This window comes from Mesorhizobium sp. M0145 (assembly GCF_040322355.1).
Taxonomy (GTDB): domain Bacteria; phylum Pseudomonadota; class Alphaproteobacteria; order Rhizobiales; family Rhizobiaceae; genus Mesorhizobium.
This window is the reverse complement of the sequence record NZ_JAMYTK010000016.1, coordinates 87,124-102,581: the sequence shown is the minus strand read 5'-3', so window position 1 is coordinate 102,581 and position 15,458 is coordinate 87,124. Positions and strand designations below refer to the sequence as shown.

The window sequence follows — 15,458 nt, the reverse complement described above, 5'->3', positions numbered from 1 at the left end:
TTGCCCTCGCCCTACGGGAGAACTTGGGCGAGATGGACAAGGTCGTCGGCCACAAAGTCCCAGCTCTCAAGAGGCGAGAGATCGGTCGTCTGCGCCGGGCCATGCTCTTTTGGCCGAGCAACAAAGGCGGTTCCGATACCGCATTTTCGTGCCGCAGCCAGGTCGTCATTATGCGCGGCGACTAACACGGCCTCCGCAGGTCGCACCTCCAGGATCTCCACTGCGCGGAGATAAGCCTGCGGCGCAGGCTTGTAGGTGCCGAACACATCCGAGCCAAGGACGGTGTCCCAAGGCAGGCCGGCGCGCTTGGCCATATCCAGCAACAGCCGGGTATTGGCCCCTGACAAAGGCACGATGATGAAGCGTTCCTTTAGCCTCGCAAGGCCTTTCAGCGAATCGGGCCACGGCTCCAGCCGGTGCCAGGCGAGGTTGAGTTCCTCAAGTTCGGTGGTCGGCAGCTCGGATGGGGCCAGCCCGAACTGGACGAGGGTGGCGTCCAGATTCTCCCTGTTGATCACGTCAAGTGAAACGAAAGGCCGGTGCCCCGTCCGCACCGCCTCGGTCGAGGCGTCATAGCGCGACGCCCATGCGTCGGCGAATTCACCGGGATCGACCTGCTCTGCACCAACTCGCGCGAGGAAGGCGCCGGCCTCCCTTGTGATACCGCTGCGCCAGTCAACGACGGTTCCCAGAACATCGAAGAATAGGACTCGAGTGGCGGTCATATTGAGCTTTCCGGTCGGGTTGCGGTTGGTGTCCTGCCGCATCAGTCGCGATAGGACGGATCGACCTCGTCGAGCTGCTGATCAGATAGTCGAAATGTTTAAAAGCCTGATCGCGAAGGTGGTTCCCCCGGGCTCATTGAAACGTCATCGACGCCAACCCATATGCAATCCGCGTCGGATGTTTCCTCCCATTCATCCGGCGCGTTCCCCTCTGAAGGTTTTCGACCTTCACATCTGGCCGGGCTTTGCAGCCCGGCCTTTTTTTGCGGGGTAAGTGAGCGAGCCGAGATCATGGCGCAGGCGTACCCAGCGTATCGATGCGTTTCGCCAGCGCCGCGGGATCGCCAAGCACGCGCAGCGTCTTCAGCCGAGCTGTGCCGCCGGCGGCGATCGAGACGCCCGATGCCGGCACGCCAAGCGCCTTAGCTACCAGCCTTTCCAGCGCTCGATTGGCGGCTCCGTTTTCCGGCACGGCGCGGACGCGGGCTTTTAGATAGCTTCGCCCATCCACCGATGTTTCGATGCCCTCCAGCCTGTCCATCGCCGCTTTCGGCGTCAGCCGGACGAACAGGTCGATGCCGTCGGCGCGAAGTCGAAAGAAACGGTTCGTCCCGTGACTCACATCGATCCGATACCGAACATCGGCTGAACGGTCGTGTCTAGGAACACGCTGATAAATGTCAGCGCAAGCAACAGGATGATCGGCGAGATATCGATCCCGCCAAGGTCCGGGAGGACGCGGCGGATCGGCCGCAATGCCGGCTCGGTCAGCCGATAAAGCATGTTGCCGATAGAGTCGACAAGCTGGTTGCGCGAGTTGACGACGTTGAAGGCGTAAAGCCACGAGAAGATAGCCGCACCAATCACAATGTACCAATAGATATTAATCGCGGCATGCAGCGTATAAAAGACTGCGATCATCGGTTGCTCCTTGCGAACGCCCGACATGTAGCCACTGTAGGTGAAAGCGGCAAGAGCCGCCTTCCGCCGCATGGCGAAGCCAGACAAACGGCCGAGCGGCATTTCGACGACACGCACCGCCTTGACAGGAAACCGCAGCGGCCGATAAAAGCCCCATCCGCTGGACGGGGCTGTAGCTCAGCTGGGAGAGCGCGTCGTTCGCAATGACGAGGTCAGGAGTTCGATCCTCCTCAGCTCCACCAGCGGATTTTTAGAATCCCTTGCCTGGTTGCATGCCGAAGACCCGCTTGGAGTCCATGGCTATCCTCAGCTGAAGCAACCGAATGCATCGCGAGCCTCTGCCGGCTTGGCACTGTCATCGCCGGGTGGTTCACATCGGCGACGTAAAGACCCTCTACACCAGTAGCGTATGCGGCCTATTGCCACTGCGCCTCGTCCTTGCCAGACTTGGTCCGTCTTCAAAACCGAGGGGAATTCACCATGACCAGCGCGACAAGGCGTGATTTTGTAGGTCTTACAGGAATGGCAGCGACTGCCCTGGCCGGTGCTGTTGCAACACGAGCTACCGCTGCGGAAAGCGACGTATCGCCATCGTTCGATGAGGTTCTTCAAGAGTACAATCAAAACAACACAGAAAGGACTAGATCAAAGCTGGCGATCTATGTGGTCCTTTCTCATCTGCACGCCAGTCTCGAGGAGGAATTTAGCGACCTTGGGCTAGAGCTGCCTTTAGGGAAAAAGGCCTTGCCATCGAACCTGCCGGCCAATTTCGCGGACGCGCAGGTTGCACCCCTTCCTTGGCTCTTCAAGCCCTCGGAAGTTACCGACCACGAACGAAACGGCTATGCGACGATTGCAATGCGAATGAACGCAGTGATGGCAAGACACACCGCCGACGTGAGTGTCGGGGTTTCGCATATCATGTCGCACAAGGGATAACCGCGACCTTGCCGGCGAGCACGGCACGTCAGGCGAGCACAACGCCGGCCGGCGATTTGTTGTTGCGGGCGAACCGATTACCTGTTTTCGCGAGGCGACTGCGCTGCGAGAGTCCTCACAATGGATAAATCCTTCCGGGACGCGCCGCGCGAGATAGCAAAGCTCTCGGCACCCCGGCCAGTGGGAATTGTCAGCCGTCCGCGCGTAGTGGCGCTGCTTTCGCAGGCCCTCGACAGCGGTGCATGCTGGCTGGCTGCGCCTGGTGGATACGGCAAGACCACCGCGGTGATCGACTTTCTGGAACACGGCGGGCTGGAACAAGGCGGCCTGAAGCAAGGCGAATCGGCGTACAACTGGTATCGGGTCGACACTGAGGACCAGGACGTTGCGCGCCTTTTCCACTATCTGACGCTGTCGCTCGACGGCAGGCATGCCGGCATGCCGGTTTTTGGTCCGGAATATGCCGACAATTCCGACGATTTCGCGCGGCTGTTCTTCCGCACCTATTTCTCGCGGCTTGATCCGGGCACGATCCTGGTCCTCGACGATCTGCATCGTGCCGATGCGCCAGGCTTTCGCCGGACGCTGGCGATCCTGTTGCGCGAACGCCCCAACACCGTCCGCTGCATCTGCACATCGCGGATGCTGCCCGAGGGCGATGTCGCCGACCTCGTGCTGTCGGGACAGTTGCCGGTCCTCAACCAAACACTGCTGGAGTTTTCGCCTGCGGAGGCTCGCAACCTCGTCACCGCCCGCTCGCAATCGCCGTCCGAGGTCGGCGACATTTCGGAGGCGCGCGGCTGGGCGGTGGGCCTTCTCCTGCTGGCCAACGCCGGAATGTACTACCCGCTTTCGCAGACCGGCCTTGCCGGAGGCGCCGGCCTTCGGGAGATTGTCGGACGTTATTTCCTGCGCGACATCGCGCCGGAGGACCAGGATCTGCTTATCAGGCTCAACGTTCTGCCGGAGATCAGCACGGAGCTTGCCGATGCGTTCCTGGGCTCGCCGCAGGCTGCTCGCCTGCTGGTGCGGCTGCAGCATCGCCAGCTGCTGATCACGCGCGACGGTCCGGGCGGCGCCGCCTTCCAGCTGCATGACTTGTTGCGCGAATACCTTGCCGGCCTACTGGACCGGCGCGTGACGGAAGCGGACCGTTCCAGGCTGCGCGAGCAGGCAGCAAAGGTCCTGCACGAGGCAGACAAAACCGACGCGGCAATCGTGCTGGCGTTGCAGGCGGGCGCCTGGCCGCTGGCACGCCAGCTCATTCTGGAGTGCGCTAACGGCGTTCTCTCGCAAGGGCGCAGGGCCAGCTTCGTCGAATGGTGCAACAGGCTGCCCCCCGACCAGATGGACGGGTGGGTCCATTATTGGCTGGGCGTCGCCTTCGCATCGGACGATGCGAAGGCCGAACCGCACTTCTCCAAGGCATGGCAAGCATTCGAGAACACCGACATGCGCGGCCAATGCCTGACGGTCGCGCGGGCGGTCGTAGTCAAGACCGCCAGCTGGCGTACGCATGAGGGGCTGGCGGATTGGACGCGCCGAGCCTCACAGGTTCTTGCCAAGGGATTGCCGGAGTTGGATCCGGAGGAACTCATGATGGTCAGGCTCGGCATCCTGCGGGCCGTCGATTTCGCCGAACCTGGCGAATTCGACGCCCATGACGCGAAGCGCCTCGTGGATGATATCCAGCAGCGCCTGACACATCTGCCGATCGAGGATTCGGTCGAGTTGCGCCTGCTGGCAAGCGAAGCGCTCATCGACTACGCGACCTCGTCGGGGCAGCGCGACATTTTTGCCAATGCCGTGGACAGCGTTGCCGCCGATCTCGAACATCCGGATATCCCGCCACTGGTGCTCGGCATGTGGCTGGTGTCCTTTGGCTCGGCCAGCGGCCGTTACTTCCCCTATTCGCGGCGCGGTTTTGTCTATGCCTCGGCCGAGGATGCGTTGCGACGCGCAACGGCGATAGGCGAGCAGCACGCCTTACGGGGCGTCGAGTTCAGCGCCCTCTATCAGCTTCAATTGCTGATGAAGCTTCACAACAGGTTCTCGGAATTCAATGCGCTCGTCTCCCGGCTGGGCGAGATCGCGGACAGCAGGTTCACAACCCAGGTCGCTGTAGTCGCCGACTGCCACGCGGCGATGCACACGCGCAACGGCGACTTCGTCAAGGCTTATCTCGACTGCGATGCCTTCATGGATGCGATCGAGCGGGCGAATGAGCCGATGATCGAACGCTGGCCGCATTACGTCACCAAATACCAGGTCCTGCTGGCCGATCGGCGTCCAGCGGAGGCCATTGCGCTACTCCAGGAGATCGTCGAAAGGCTGAGCGGCGGCCCTCGCCAGCGCGTCGAACTCAACATTCTGGCCGCTCAGGCCCTGGAGCAGAAGTGGAACGGCGGCGCGTCCTATGGCAGTCGTCTGGCTGAATTCATGGAGGCGTTGCGCCAGGTCAACCCCTCCGCAATCCTGCTCAACCTGCCGGACCTATTGGCCGATCTGGTCGCCGATGCGCTGGAGCGAAAGATCGACATCGATCTCTGCCGCCGCGTCGTTCGGGCGCGATATCTGGTCCCGCCCGCTGGCCGACCCGCCCAGTGGCCTTGGCCGCTCAGGATCCACTTGATGGGAGGCTTCCGCCTCGAAATCGATGGCGCCGAGGTCGCGCCCGGTGCCAAACCGACCCGCGCGCTCGACATATTGCGCATTATCTGCCTGTCGAGGGACCAGGTCTGTTCGGTGGAAACCCTGCAGGATTGGCTCTGGCCCGACCTCGACGGCGACCAGGCCAAAGCGGCCTTGGAGCAGGCGCTGCATCGTCTGCGCAAATTGCTCGGGCAAGGCGAACTCGTGACGCTGAGAGAAGGCCGTTTGCGGCTCGCTGCCGACAAGGTCTGGATCGATCTGCAGGATTGGGAAGACCGGCTGAAACGCGTCCTGTCGGGCCAAAGAGACAGCGCAATCGAGGAGCAGAAAATGCTGCTGGAAGGCTTTGTCGGCCCGCTTTTCTCGAATGGCCCGATGCCTGCCTGGTCGAACGCCGCGGCCGACCGGGTGCGGGACGGGTTTGTGGAGCTTGCCGTGCGGATCGCCAAACACTGGCAGAGCCAAGGCAACGCGGATCGGGCACGCCAGGCGTGCCGGCGTGCGCTCGATTTCTACCCGGAATCGGCCAAACTCCATGGCACGCTCATCCAGGAGAGCCTCTCCAGGAACGACCATGCCGGCGCCATCGAGGATTACCGGCGCTATGAACGCGCGCTCGCTTCGACCGGCGACGACGAGCCCTCGCCTTTGCTGCGTTCGCTCGTGCGCCCGTTTCTCTAGACCGGTTCGTTTCACGGAAACGCCGAACCGCTCTATCTCTTTATTTTTGCGCAATTCCGGACGGAAAACCGTTCCACACTTTTCCTGGAATTGCTCTGGCGCAGCTCGGAACTCCGTAAGCCGTCCGTAAGTCGCGGTCTGGGAACCTCGGCCCGTCGATCAAAACCGATCACCGGAGGCCTGAAGCCCCCGATACCAACACTCACAGGAAGGAAAAGGTCATGCCGTATACTGCCAGAGCAACTTCGAGAGTGCGTGCCGGCACCATCCGCGCTGGAGCCACAAGACTTTCCGACCAGCTCAGGATCGGGCCTTGGTCGCTCCTCTCGCCCGAAGCTGTCATACAGCAAAAGTACAACTCCCTTGGAGGCGCCGGCTTCGCCGAGATCGACAGGAAGGACACTGGAAAAGCCTGGTATCTCAAGAACGGCTCATGCATTTGTTACAACGATGCCATGCACGACGCCTTTGAGATCCATGGCGAAATCTACAGGAAGTGGATTGCGCTTGGCGGTCTCGCGTGGGGCATTCCCTGCACCGACGAAAGCGGAACTCCCGACGGCGTCGGCCGATACAATCACTTCAACAACAATACCGCTTCGATCTACTGGACACCGAATACCGGTGCTCAAGCGATTTGGGGGGCAATTCGCGGCAAATGGGCAGCAATGGGCTGGGAGCGCTCGGTTCTCGGCTATCCGGTCACCGACGAAACCGGAACTCCCGACGGCGTCGGGCGCTACAACCATTTTGCCAATGCCGGCTCGATCTACTGGACACCGAACACAGGAGCCAACGTGGTGTACGGTGACATCCGCAAGAAGTGGGAGAGCCTGGGCTGGGAACAGTCATATCTGGGCTATCCCACGACCGACGAGACCGAATTTGCCGATGGTGGCCGTGCCAATCTGTTTGAAAACGGCGGCATATACTGGTGGCCCGACACCGGCGCGATCGACCTTCCAGATGTCGTCGTCCACTATACCGGCCTCCATTGCTTCGGCGAAACCGACTGGGATCAGGGATCGAGTGCGGACGAACCCTATGTCATCGTCAGCGTGACAACGCCGCAGATCGCCGACACCAGGCGCAGCCAGGTCTATGGCGACGTCGATGCCGGAGATACGAGACCCGACCTTATGGAAATCTATCGAGGCAAGCCCTACGGCATCAATATCGGCACGGTGCTGATGGAAAACGATTTTGGCGACCCCAACAAATACAAGGACGAGGTGCAGAAGATCGTCATGGGCGTCCATACGGCGGGCACGCTGGCTTTGGGCCTCATTCCGGTGGCAGGACCTATCATTGCCGCGATAGCCGGCCCCGCCCTGGGATCCTTGATGCCATCGATCGGCGGCGCCATCAGCGATCTCTTCGATTGGGGCGATGACAGGATCGGGAGCGCGACAGTGACCATCTCCGCAAAGCAGATGGTGTTGCTCGCGGCACGCACGAACAATACCACCTTCAGCGGGATTGGGTTCAAAGTGGAAACGCCCCTGATTTCCGGCGAGGGGGCTTCCTACAAAGCCTATTTTGGCTTTGTGCCTGCCTAGGCCAATCGCCCCGGCAAAAAAGCTTGCCGGGACAATCAACTTACCAGCCCCGCCTTCCGTTGGCGGGGCTGACGTTCGCGACTGAGAGATTTATTTCCGTAGCGGTCGTCGCAAGGCGCGGTCCAGATGCGGCAGCGGCCGATCAGCATAGCGGGCAAGCTGTCGTTGCCTAACCCCGCACAGCCCGTAGTGCCGCCATGAACGCGGCTCCTTCGGCCGGAACGATGGAGACCGCATTAAGTGCAGTCACCTCAACGACGCGACCGGCCAACGGGGCCGAGCGGGATCGGCGGAAACCGGATCAGGCGGTGCGCAACCCGCCGCCATGACAGCCGAGATCAATCAGGATGGAAAGAGAACGGTGACAAGAGCGGGCATGCATCACACCAGTCCGCGCTTGGCCATCATCGCTTCCGGGGAAGGCATCTTGCCGCGGAAGGCGGTGTAAAGTTCTTCGGGGTCCTTCGAGCTGCCGGCGGCGTAGATGTTCTTGCGCAGCCGCTCGGCCAGCGCCGGGTTGAAGGGATCGCCTGTTTCCTCGAAGGCGGCGAAAGCATCGGCGTCAAGCACTTCCGACCACATGTAGGAGTAATAGCCGGCAGAATAGCCATCGCCGGCAAAGATATGGCCGAAATGCGGGGTGCGGTGACGCATGGCGATGGTGTCGGGCATATTGAGCTTTTCGAGCGTTTCGGCTTCGAAACGAAGCGGCTGGTCCGGCGCATCCGGGTGTGCGTGATAGGCCATGTCGACCAACGCCGAGGCGGTGAACTCGACCGTGGCGAAACCGGCGCCGAAGGTGCGCGCCGCCAGCATCTTCTCGACCAGCGCCTTCGGCATCGGCTTGCCGGTCTTGACGTGCAGCGCATGTTTTTCCAGCACCGCCGGCACCGTCAGCCAGTGCTCGTAGAGCTGCGAGGGCAGCTCGACGAAATCGCGGCTGACCGAGGTGCCCGCGACCGACGGCCAGGCGACGTCGGTCAGCATGCCGTGCAGGGCATGACCGAATTCGTGGAACAGGGTCTTGGCCTCATCGACCGACAGCAAGGCGGCCTCGCCGGCCGGCGGCTTGGCGAAATTCATGATGTTGTAAATGACCGGCTTGGAGCCATCGCCTAGCTTGTAGCCGGATTTCAGCGCGCTCATCCAGGCGCCGGAGCGCTTCGAAGGCCGCGCGAAGTAATCGGCGAGGAACAGGCCGCGCTCGCTGCCGTCGGCATTCTTCACCACGAAAACACGTGCGTCCGGATGCCAGATGGCAATGCCCTTCTTTTCTTCGAAAGAAATGCCGAACAATCGTGTTGCCACGTCGAAACAGGCGTCGATGATGCGGTCGAGCTGCAGGTACGGCTTCAGCTCGGCCTCGTCGAAGGCAAATTTCTCTGCGCGCAGCTTCTCCTGATAGAAGCGCCAGTCCCAGGCAGCGAATTTCTCGTTGCTGCCGGCCTCGGCCGCCAGCCGCTGCAATTCGGCCTGGTCGCTTGCGGCCTTTTCCACCGCCTTTTCCCAGACCGGATCGAGCAGCGCGTGCACCGCCTCCGGCGTCTTGGCCATGGTATCGTCGAGCTTCAATGCGGCGTAGGAAGCATAGCCGAGCAGCTTCGCCTTCTCGGCGCGCAGGCGCAGCATGTCGCGCACCACGTCCGTGTTGTCGGTGGCGCCGCCATTCTGACCACGCATGATGAAGGCGCGGAACGCTGTCTCGCGTAGATCGCGGCGCTCTGAGAAGGTCGAGAACGGCTCGTAGATTGAACGCGACAAAGTGACGGCGTAGCGGCCCTTCTGGCCGCGCATCTCGGCGGCTCCCGCCATCGAGCTTTTCAGGAACTCCGGCAGGCCGGCAAGGTCGGCCTCGTCGAGGAACAACGCCCAGTCGCGCTCATCGGCAAGCACGTTCTGGCTGAAATTGGTGCCGAGCGACGACAATTCCTCGTTGATCGAGGCCAGTCGCTTCTTGCCTTCGGCGTCGAGCCTGGCGCCGGAGCGGACGAAGTTTTTCCAGGTCTTTTCCAGCACCCGCAGCGTTTCGGCATCGAGCTTCAAAGCATCGCAGTGCTGATAGAGGTGGTCGATGCGGGCGAACAGGCGTTCGTTCATCGAGATTGCCGAGAAGTGCCGCGACATCTTTGGCGAGATGTCGCGCTCCAGCGCCTGGATCGCCTCGTTGGTGTGAGCGCCGGCGCGGCACCAGAAGATCGAGGAGATATGGTCGAGCGCCTCGCCGGCAAGCTCGAGCGAGGCAAGCGTGTTTTCGATCGTCGGTGTCCCGGTGTTGCCGGCAATCGCCTCGATCTCGGCCTCATGCGCCTTGAGGGCCGCGTCGAAGACCGGAGAAAAATCGCCGTCGCCGATGCGCGTGAAATCGGGCAGGCCGAGCGGCCCTTGCCATGCGGTCAGCGGATGGGCGGCGAGGTCGACGGTGGACGGCATGGGCAAACTTTCGCTGAGTGGCGGGAGGAGGCGGATCGTCACCGATGTAAGGCGCCGGCCGGTTGCGCGCAACAGCACGCCTGGTTAACGCCGACGCGTGCCCACATGGTGCCGTGAGTATCGTTCGAGCCGAATTCTATGCGTACCAAGATTATTATCTTGTAACCTGCATTTTCCTTCGACTGAGGCTTCCACTCGTATCCTGACATCTGATCCAAAGGAACCTTAATGAGAGTAGAATTCTATGGCCTCACGTTCGACCTACCTGCCGGATGGGTAGATATAACCGGCGATCTTCCAGAGGGGTCGCCACCTACCTTAGCCAAAGAAACGGACGGCGGCGGCGCGGTTCAATTCTCTATTGCGAAGTATCGTAGCGGAGAAAAACCAACCGTAGACTTTAACGTTCTGAGACCATTTATGATTCAGTTTTGCCAAAATAATTCCATAGATGTAGGTCATATCACAAACAACGAGTCTGAAGGTATAATCTCTGTTGGCGTATTGTCAGAGGCCGTGGATCAATTGCTATCTGCCTGGTATTTGTCGAATGGGAATGATGTTGTATTTATGACATACGTCGGTATGGCTAATGACACGGATTGTCTGAAAGAATTGGACGTTGCCCGAGCAATCGTGTCGTCTATATCGTTTTAGAGACTTCGATATTGGGTGGAATTACGGGAATTACGATGACAGTGCGCTTTTTAGACGCGAGATAACGCGGCAATTCCAGCGCCCGTCACCAAAAAAGCCCTGGGCGGAAAACTCCGTCAGTAGCCGTCGCAGTTTTCGGCGATTGCGGCCTGCGAACTGGCGGTGATCTGGTCGTTGGCGACGGCAAAGGTCTCCTGCATCAGCATGTCGTTGCTGGGAAAATCATAGCAGGCGATCACAGTGGTGACGCCGCTCTCCGATTTCTCGATCCGGTGGCGGATTTCGGCCCCGGCGACGGCGCCTTGCCACTCGGCGATCGAGGCGATGAATTCCTGCTTGCTTTGCACGACGCCGAGGTCGTCGAGCTTGATGCGGACGTTGTCGGCGAGCAGGTCCGACAATTCGCTGCGGTCGGCGACGAGCAGTGCCGAATACCAGCGATCGATGATCGCGCTATCGTCGGCACGGGCGAAATCTGCCGAGCACAGCAGTGCCGCAGCCGCGAACGCGTCCCGAAGTCGCGTCATGCCTTGTCTCCTACTCCATCTCCGGCCGCTCGAAATCGCCGGTGTCCTTGTTCATCACCCAAAGCTCGCCGGTCGAGATGTCGAACCAGGCGCCGTGCAGCGATAGCCGCCCCTTGCCTTCGAGGATCGAGACGCAAGGAAAGGTGCGCAGATTGGCAATGGAATAGCGGATCGAGATGCGCTCCAGCGCCGTCTGGCGCTCGGTCGCCGTCATGAAGGTGCTCGACGACACGGTCTCGGCCGCCGGCGCGATCAGGCTCATCCATTTGCCGATGAAATCGCCCGGCGACAATGGGGCGGCCGTGGTGTCGAGCGCTGCGCGGATGCCGCCGCAGCGGCCGTGGCCCATCACCACGATGTTCTTGACCTTGAGGCTCTGCACCGCAAATTCGAGCGCCGCCGATGTCGAGTGGAACTGATCGTCTGGCGCATAGGGCGGCACTAGATTGCCGACATTGCGCAGCACGAACAGCTCGCCCGGCCCGGCATCGAAGATCGCTTCGGGCGCGGCACGGGAATCGCAGCAGGCGACGATCATCGTTTCCGGTGCCTGGCCCTCTCGCGCCAGCGAGCGATAACGCCCGCTCTCGGTGAGATAGCGGCCATTCATGAAATTGCGGTAGCCGGTGAGAAGATGCTCGGGAAGATGGGGCATGGGCAGCGGTGGGAGCCTTTCCGGGTTAAAGGCACGGTTCAATCCCGAAAGGCTCTAGCGCATCGGCCTGAAAATCGGAACCGATTTTCGGAAGGCGGGATGGCGTGGTTTCGAGGTGGCAGCCCGTATTTTGACACAGGTGAACGAACGCCGCCATTAATCGGCCTCAGAACCGCAGATTGGCGCCGGCGCGCAGTAGGAGCCAGTAGAACAGGCCGGTCGCGCCAACCGCCAGCAGCATCGCCAGGAAGAAGCCGCTGGGACTCTCGGCAAATGGCAGTCCGCCTGTGTTCATGCCGAAAATGCCGACGATCAGGGTTCCTGGCAAAAGCAGCGCGCTCATCACCGCCAGCGCCTTGAGGCTACGGTTCGATTCGTCGGCAAGCTCAGCCGCAAGCTCCTCCTGCAGCAGCCTTGCCCGGTCGTTGATCATGACGACCTCGCGGTCGAGCCGTTCAAGGCGCGCAGCAAGCCGGCGCAGAACTTCATGTGCGCCGGCGGAAAGGTTCCAGGCGGAACGGTCTTCGTCCTGGAAAAGCGCTGCCAGGGCCGAGATCGGCCGATGCAGGGATACGGCAAGGCGGCGCACATCCTTCAGCTGCCGTTTTTCGTCGGCAAGCCGCTCGGTCACGAGATGATCCTCGACTGCATCCAGCCGCTTCGTTGCCGCGGCGAGCCGCAGGCTGGTGGTCTTGCAAAAAGCCATGACTAGCATTTCGAACAGCTCGAATGCCGTGGCCGGCCGCAGCCCCGCGGCAAGGGCCGTGTGCACTTCCTCCACTGCCGCCAGCGGATGCCGGCGGCCGGTGACCAGCAGCCGTTCCGAGACCGCAAAATGCAATCTGCCGATGGTCGTCGACTGATGGGTGATCTCGCCATGCAGATCGGCCGAAATGCCGTGGACGACGCCATTCTCATGCGCCAGCACTAGGCTGTCCTCATGTCCTTCGAGGATTGCATGAGCCGACGCCGGCAGCGCGCAGGCATGGCTGACCCAGGAATGGGCGCGCCGGTCGACAAGGTCGACATGCAGCCAGACCCAGCCGCCCGCTGAGGCCAGCGCGGCCTCTATGTCTCGGGGCGCCAGCGGTTCGGGAGCTTTGCCGGGAGCGGCATGATAGGCCCAGACCAGCCCGGGAGCATGATGCTGGTCGTCCGCGGCAAGCAATGTCAGATGCGATGCGTCATTCATGGCCGCCGCCGAAACGATGCACGTTCAGGTGATCAGGGCGGCGCCGGGGCCGGTGCCGCGACATTCTGGTCAAACCCTGCCCCCGCTCAGAACACCTGGCGGAAGATGACGAACAACACGAAGGCAAGACAGATGGAGACCGGAAGGGTCAGTATCCAGGCCATCAGCATGTTGCGCACCGTCGACCATTGCAGGCCCGAGCCGTTCGCCGCCATGGTGCCGGCAACGCCCGAGGACAGCACATGGGTGGTTGAGACCGGCAGGCCGAGATAGTCGGCCGATGCGATCGTCGCCATCGCGACAAGCTCGGCGGACGCACCCTGACCGTAGGTCAAATGGCTTTTGCCGATCTTCTCGCCGACGGTGACGACGATGCGCTTCCAGCCGACCATGGTGCCGAGGCCGAGCGCCAGCGCGATGGCGACCTTGACCCAGAGCGGGATGAACTTCGTCGCGTTGTCGACCGCCTTATGGTAGGTCGTCACCGCCTTCAGGTCGTCTGCCTCCATCGGCAGCAGCTTCTTCTTGTCGATCAGCTTCAGCGCTTCACCGATAAGATAGATGTTGTTGCGGGCGTTGCTGACCAGCGTTGTCGGCAGCTTTTCCACGGACGGATAGGGCGACAACATGGCGCTGGTGTCGTGGATGAAGCTCTGCAGGGCAGGCGTGGTCTCGTCCTTCCAGGTCTTGGTGCGAACGGCGTCGCCGACCGCGGTCGCCGCGTCAGTCACGACGACGCCGGGCTTGACGTATTTGCCGAGTACCGTTTCGACTTGCGTCGCCGCCGATTTGTAAGCTTCGAGATAGTTCACGTCCGGTGTGCGGTTGAGCGCGAAGGCGGTCGGCACGACGCCGATCAGGATGAGCATGATGAGGCCCATGCCCTTTTGCCCGTCATTGGAGCCGTGGGCAAAGCTGACGCCGGTGCAGGTGAAAATAAGCAGCGCCCGAATCCACAGCGGCGGCGGCGCGCTCGACTTGGGCGCCTCGTAGAGCTCGCGGTTCCTGACCAGCAGCTTCATCACCAGAAGCAGCAGTGCAGCCAGGCCAAAACCGACCAGCGGCGAGATCAGGAGCGACAGGCCGACATTGGACGCCCGCGACCAGTCGACGCCGCTGGTGACGGAGCCGGCCGGGGCCATGAACTGGTTGGCGAGACCGACGCCGATGATCGAACCGATCAGTGTGTGCGAGCTCGAGGCAGGCAGGCCGAGATACCAGGTTCCGAGATTCCACATGATCGCCGCGACCAGCAGCGCGAAGACCATGGCCAGCCCCGCGCTCGATCCGACCTGAAGGATCAACTCGACCGGCAACAGCGAAATGATGCCGAAGGCGACTGCTCCGCTGGCGGTGAGCACGCCGAGGAAATTGAAGAAGCCGGACCACATCACTGCAAGCTCGGCCGGCATGGAATGCGTGTAGATCACCGTTGCCACCGCATTGGCAGTGTCGTGAAAACCGTTGACGAATTCGAAGCCGAGCGCGATCAGCAGCGCCAGCCCAAGCAGGATCCACGGCACCGCGATGGTGCTGGTCAGGTCCTGGCTGAGCGCGTAGCCGACATAGGCAAGGCCGCCCAGAATGATGACGGCAAAGGCCGGCAGAAACCATTTACCGGTGTCGTTTGGCCGGTCAAGCGGATGCTCCGGCCTTGGAATTCCTGCCTCGCTTGAAACAATATCGACCACACCCCACTCCTCCTGCGTTGCAGCAAAGAATGGGAGGACGCTATGTCGGCACGATGAAGCCTGTGTGACGGCAGGCACTTTGGGTTGACGCAACGGGCGATCGACGCGACCGAGGCAGTTGAACCCGGCCAGCGCATTCCTAGACTATTCCGCGATCTCCAGCAGGGTCGATATCAGCAGCCGGCGCTCTTCGGCGGAGAGAATGTCCGAACCGAACAGGTTCATGCTGCGAAGCCCTTCGATGGCGAGATAGCAGACCAGCAGCGCCTTGAGGTTCGGCGTTTCCTGCTTCAGCCGCTCGAACAGCTGCCGCCTGAACGATTTTATCGGGGTCAGGAAATCGGGATCCTCGGCAATCGCCGAAAATATCCAGGATGCCGACGGTTTCGATTCCTCGGCATGCTCGGCCGACAGCTTGATATAAGTTGCAAGCGGGCTTTCGCCGTTGACGCCGGCCGTGCGGGCGGACTCCAGGGCCTGCTCGAAGGCGCGCAGGTAATCCTCTACCAGCGCCTGCATCAATTTCGCCTTGGTCGGGAAATTGTAGAGAAGACCACCCTTCGACACGCCGGCACGGCTGGCGACCGCATCCAGCGACAGGCTGCCAGGACCCGTCTCGCGCGCCACGGCGGCGGCGGCGGCGAGAATCTTCTCGCGCGAATTTGCTCTGCGGACTTTCATCAAGGGTTCCCCATTCATTAGCTTAGGCGGAATTGACAAGACCGTCCAGACGGTACAGTAAGATCGCCGTCATTTGAAATTGGGACCAGTCACAGGTATGTGTTCCGGTCGTCCGACCGTTATGCTGGGCCGTGGCCGAGGGGACTGT

At 61.4% G+C, this 15,458-nt stretch carries 13 protein-coding genes and 1 tRNA gene; 5 read left to right on the top strand and 9 right to left on the bottom strand.

Annotated features, from left to right (window positions below):
• Positions 1–11: 11 nt before the first annotated feature.
• From NKJ28_RS21960 to NKJ28_RS21950, 3 genes are all read right to left on the bottom strand, one after another.
• The gene (locus NKJ28_RS21960; RefSeq protein ID WP_352636934.1) at positions 12–767 is read right to left on the bottom strand and encodes a haloacid dehalogenase type II; all 756 of its coding nucleotides are present in this window, start codon (positions 765–767) and stop codon (positions 12–14) included.
• 247 nt (positions 768–1,014) lie between these two features.
• Positions 1,015–1,347, bottom strand: coding sequence for a DUF167 family protein (locus NKJ28_RS21955; RefSeq protein ID WP_352636933.1), 333 nt, complete (start codon positions 1,345–1,347; stop codon positions 1,015–1,017).
• Positions 1,344–1,646, bottom strand: a complete 303-nt coding sequence (locus tag NKJ28_RS21950; RefSeq protein WP_292657287.1) for a YggT family protein — start codon at positions 1,644–1,646, stop codon at positions 1,344–1,346. The genes NKJ28_RS21955 and NKJ28_RS21950 overlap by 4 nt, the downstream gene beginning before the upstream one ends.
• 166 nt (positions 1,647–1,812) lie before the next feature.
• Between NKJ28_RS21950 and NKJ28_RS21945 the strand changes: the two genes are divergently transcribed.
• The 4 genes from NKJ28_RS21945 to NKJ28_RS21930 all read left to right on the top strand — a co-directional run bounded on the left by NKJ28_RS21945 (position 1,813) and on the right by NKJ28_RS21930 (position 7,477).
• Positions 1,813–1,888: transfer RNA gene (locus tag NKJ28_RS21945), tRNA-Ala, on the top strand.
• A 238-nt stretch (positions 1,889–2,126) separates the two neighbouring features.
• Positions 2,127–2,585, top strand: a complete 459-nt coding sequence (locus NKJ28_RS21940; protein ID WP_352636932.1) for a hypothetical protein — start codon at positions 2,127–2,129, stop codon at positions 2,583–2,585.
• Between the two features lie 120 nt (positions 2,586–2,705).
• Positions 2,706–5,918, top strand: coding sequence for an AfsR/SARP family transcriptional regulator (locus NKJ28_RS21935; RefSeq protein ID WP_352636931.1), 3,213 nt, complete (start codon positions 2,706–2,708; stop codon positions 5,916–5,918).
• A gap of 221 nt (positions 5,919–6,139) precedes the next feature.
• Positions 6,140–7,477, top strand: coding sequence for an LGFP repeat-containing protein (locus NKJ28_RS21930; protein WP_352636930.1), 1,338 nt, complete (start codon positions 6,140–6,142; stop codon positions 7,475–7,477).
• A 381-nt stretch (positions 7,478–7,858) separates the two neighbouring features.
• Here the strand turns inward: NKJ28_RS21930 and NKJ28_RS21925 are convergent, their stop codons facing one another.
• Positions 7,859–9,913, bottom strand: coding sequence for a M3 family metallopeptidase (locus NKJ28_RS21925; RefSeq protein WP_352636962.1), 2,055 nt, complete (start codon positions 9,911–9,913; stop codon positions 7,859–7,861).
• Positions 9,914–10,135: 222 nt separating this feature from the next.
• Between NKJ28_RS21925 and NKJ28_RS21920 the strand changes: the two genes are divergently transcribed.
• Positions 10,136–10,564 (top strand): hypothetical protein, encoded by a 429-nt coding sequence (locus tag NKJ28_RS21920; RefSeq protein WP_352636929.1) that lies wholly within the window; start codon positions 10,136–10,138, stop codon positions 10,562–10,564.
• 116 nt (positions 10,565–10,680) lie between these two features.
• Here the strand turns inward: NKJ28_RS21920 and NKJ28_RS21915 are convergent, their stop codons facing one another.
• The 5 genes from NKJ28_RS21915 to NKJ28_RS21895 all read right to left on the bottom strand — a co-directional run bounded on the left by NKJ28_RS21915 (position 10,681) and on the right by NKJ28_RS21895 (position 15,310).
• Positions 10,681–11,091, bottom strand: coding sequence for a nuclear transport factor 2 family protein (locus tag NKJ28_RS21915; protein ID WP_352636928.1), 411 nt, complete (start codon positions 11,089–11,091; stop codon positions 10,681–10,683).
• A 10-nt stretch (positions 11,092–11,101) separates the two neighbouring features.
• A complete protein-coding gene (locus NKJ28_RS21910) occupies positions 11,102–11,746 on the bottom strand; it encodes a carbonic anhydrase (protein WP_352636927.1) in 645 nt (214 codons plus the stop codon).
• A 166-nt stretch (positions 11,747–11,912) separates the two neighbouring features.
• Positions 11,913–12,938: a transporter gene (locus NKJ28_RS21905; RefSeq protein WP_352594108.1), complete on the bottom strand. Its 1,026-nt coding sequence runs from the start codon at positions 12,936–12,938 to the stop codon at positions 11,913–11,915.
• 86 nt (positions 12,939–13,024) lie between these two features.
• Complete coding sequence (locus NKJ28_RS21900) at positions 13,025–14,629, bottom strand: inorganic phosphate transporter (RefSeq protein ID WP_352636926.1); 1,605 nt, start codon at positions 14,627–14,629, stop codon at positions 13,025–13,027.
• Between the two features lie 144 nt (positions 14,630–14,773).
• Positions 14,774–15,310 carry a TetR/AcrR family transcriptional regulator gene (locus NKJ28_RS21895; RefSeq protein WP_352636925.1) on the bottom strand — a complete coding sequence of 179 codons (537 nt, stop codon included), beginning with the start codon at positions 15,308–15,310 and terminating at the stop codon, positions 14,774–14,776.
• Between the last annotated feature and the right edge of the window lie 148 nt (positions 15,311–15,458).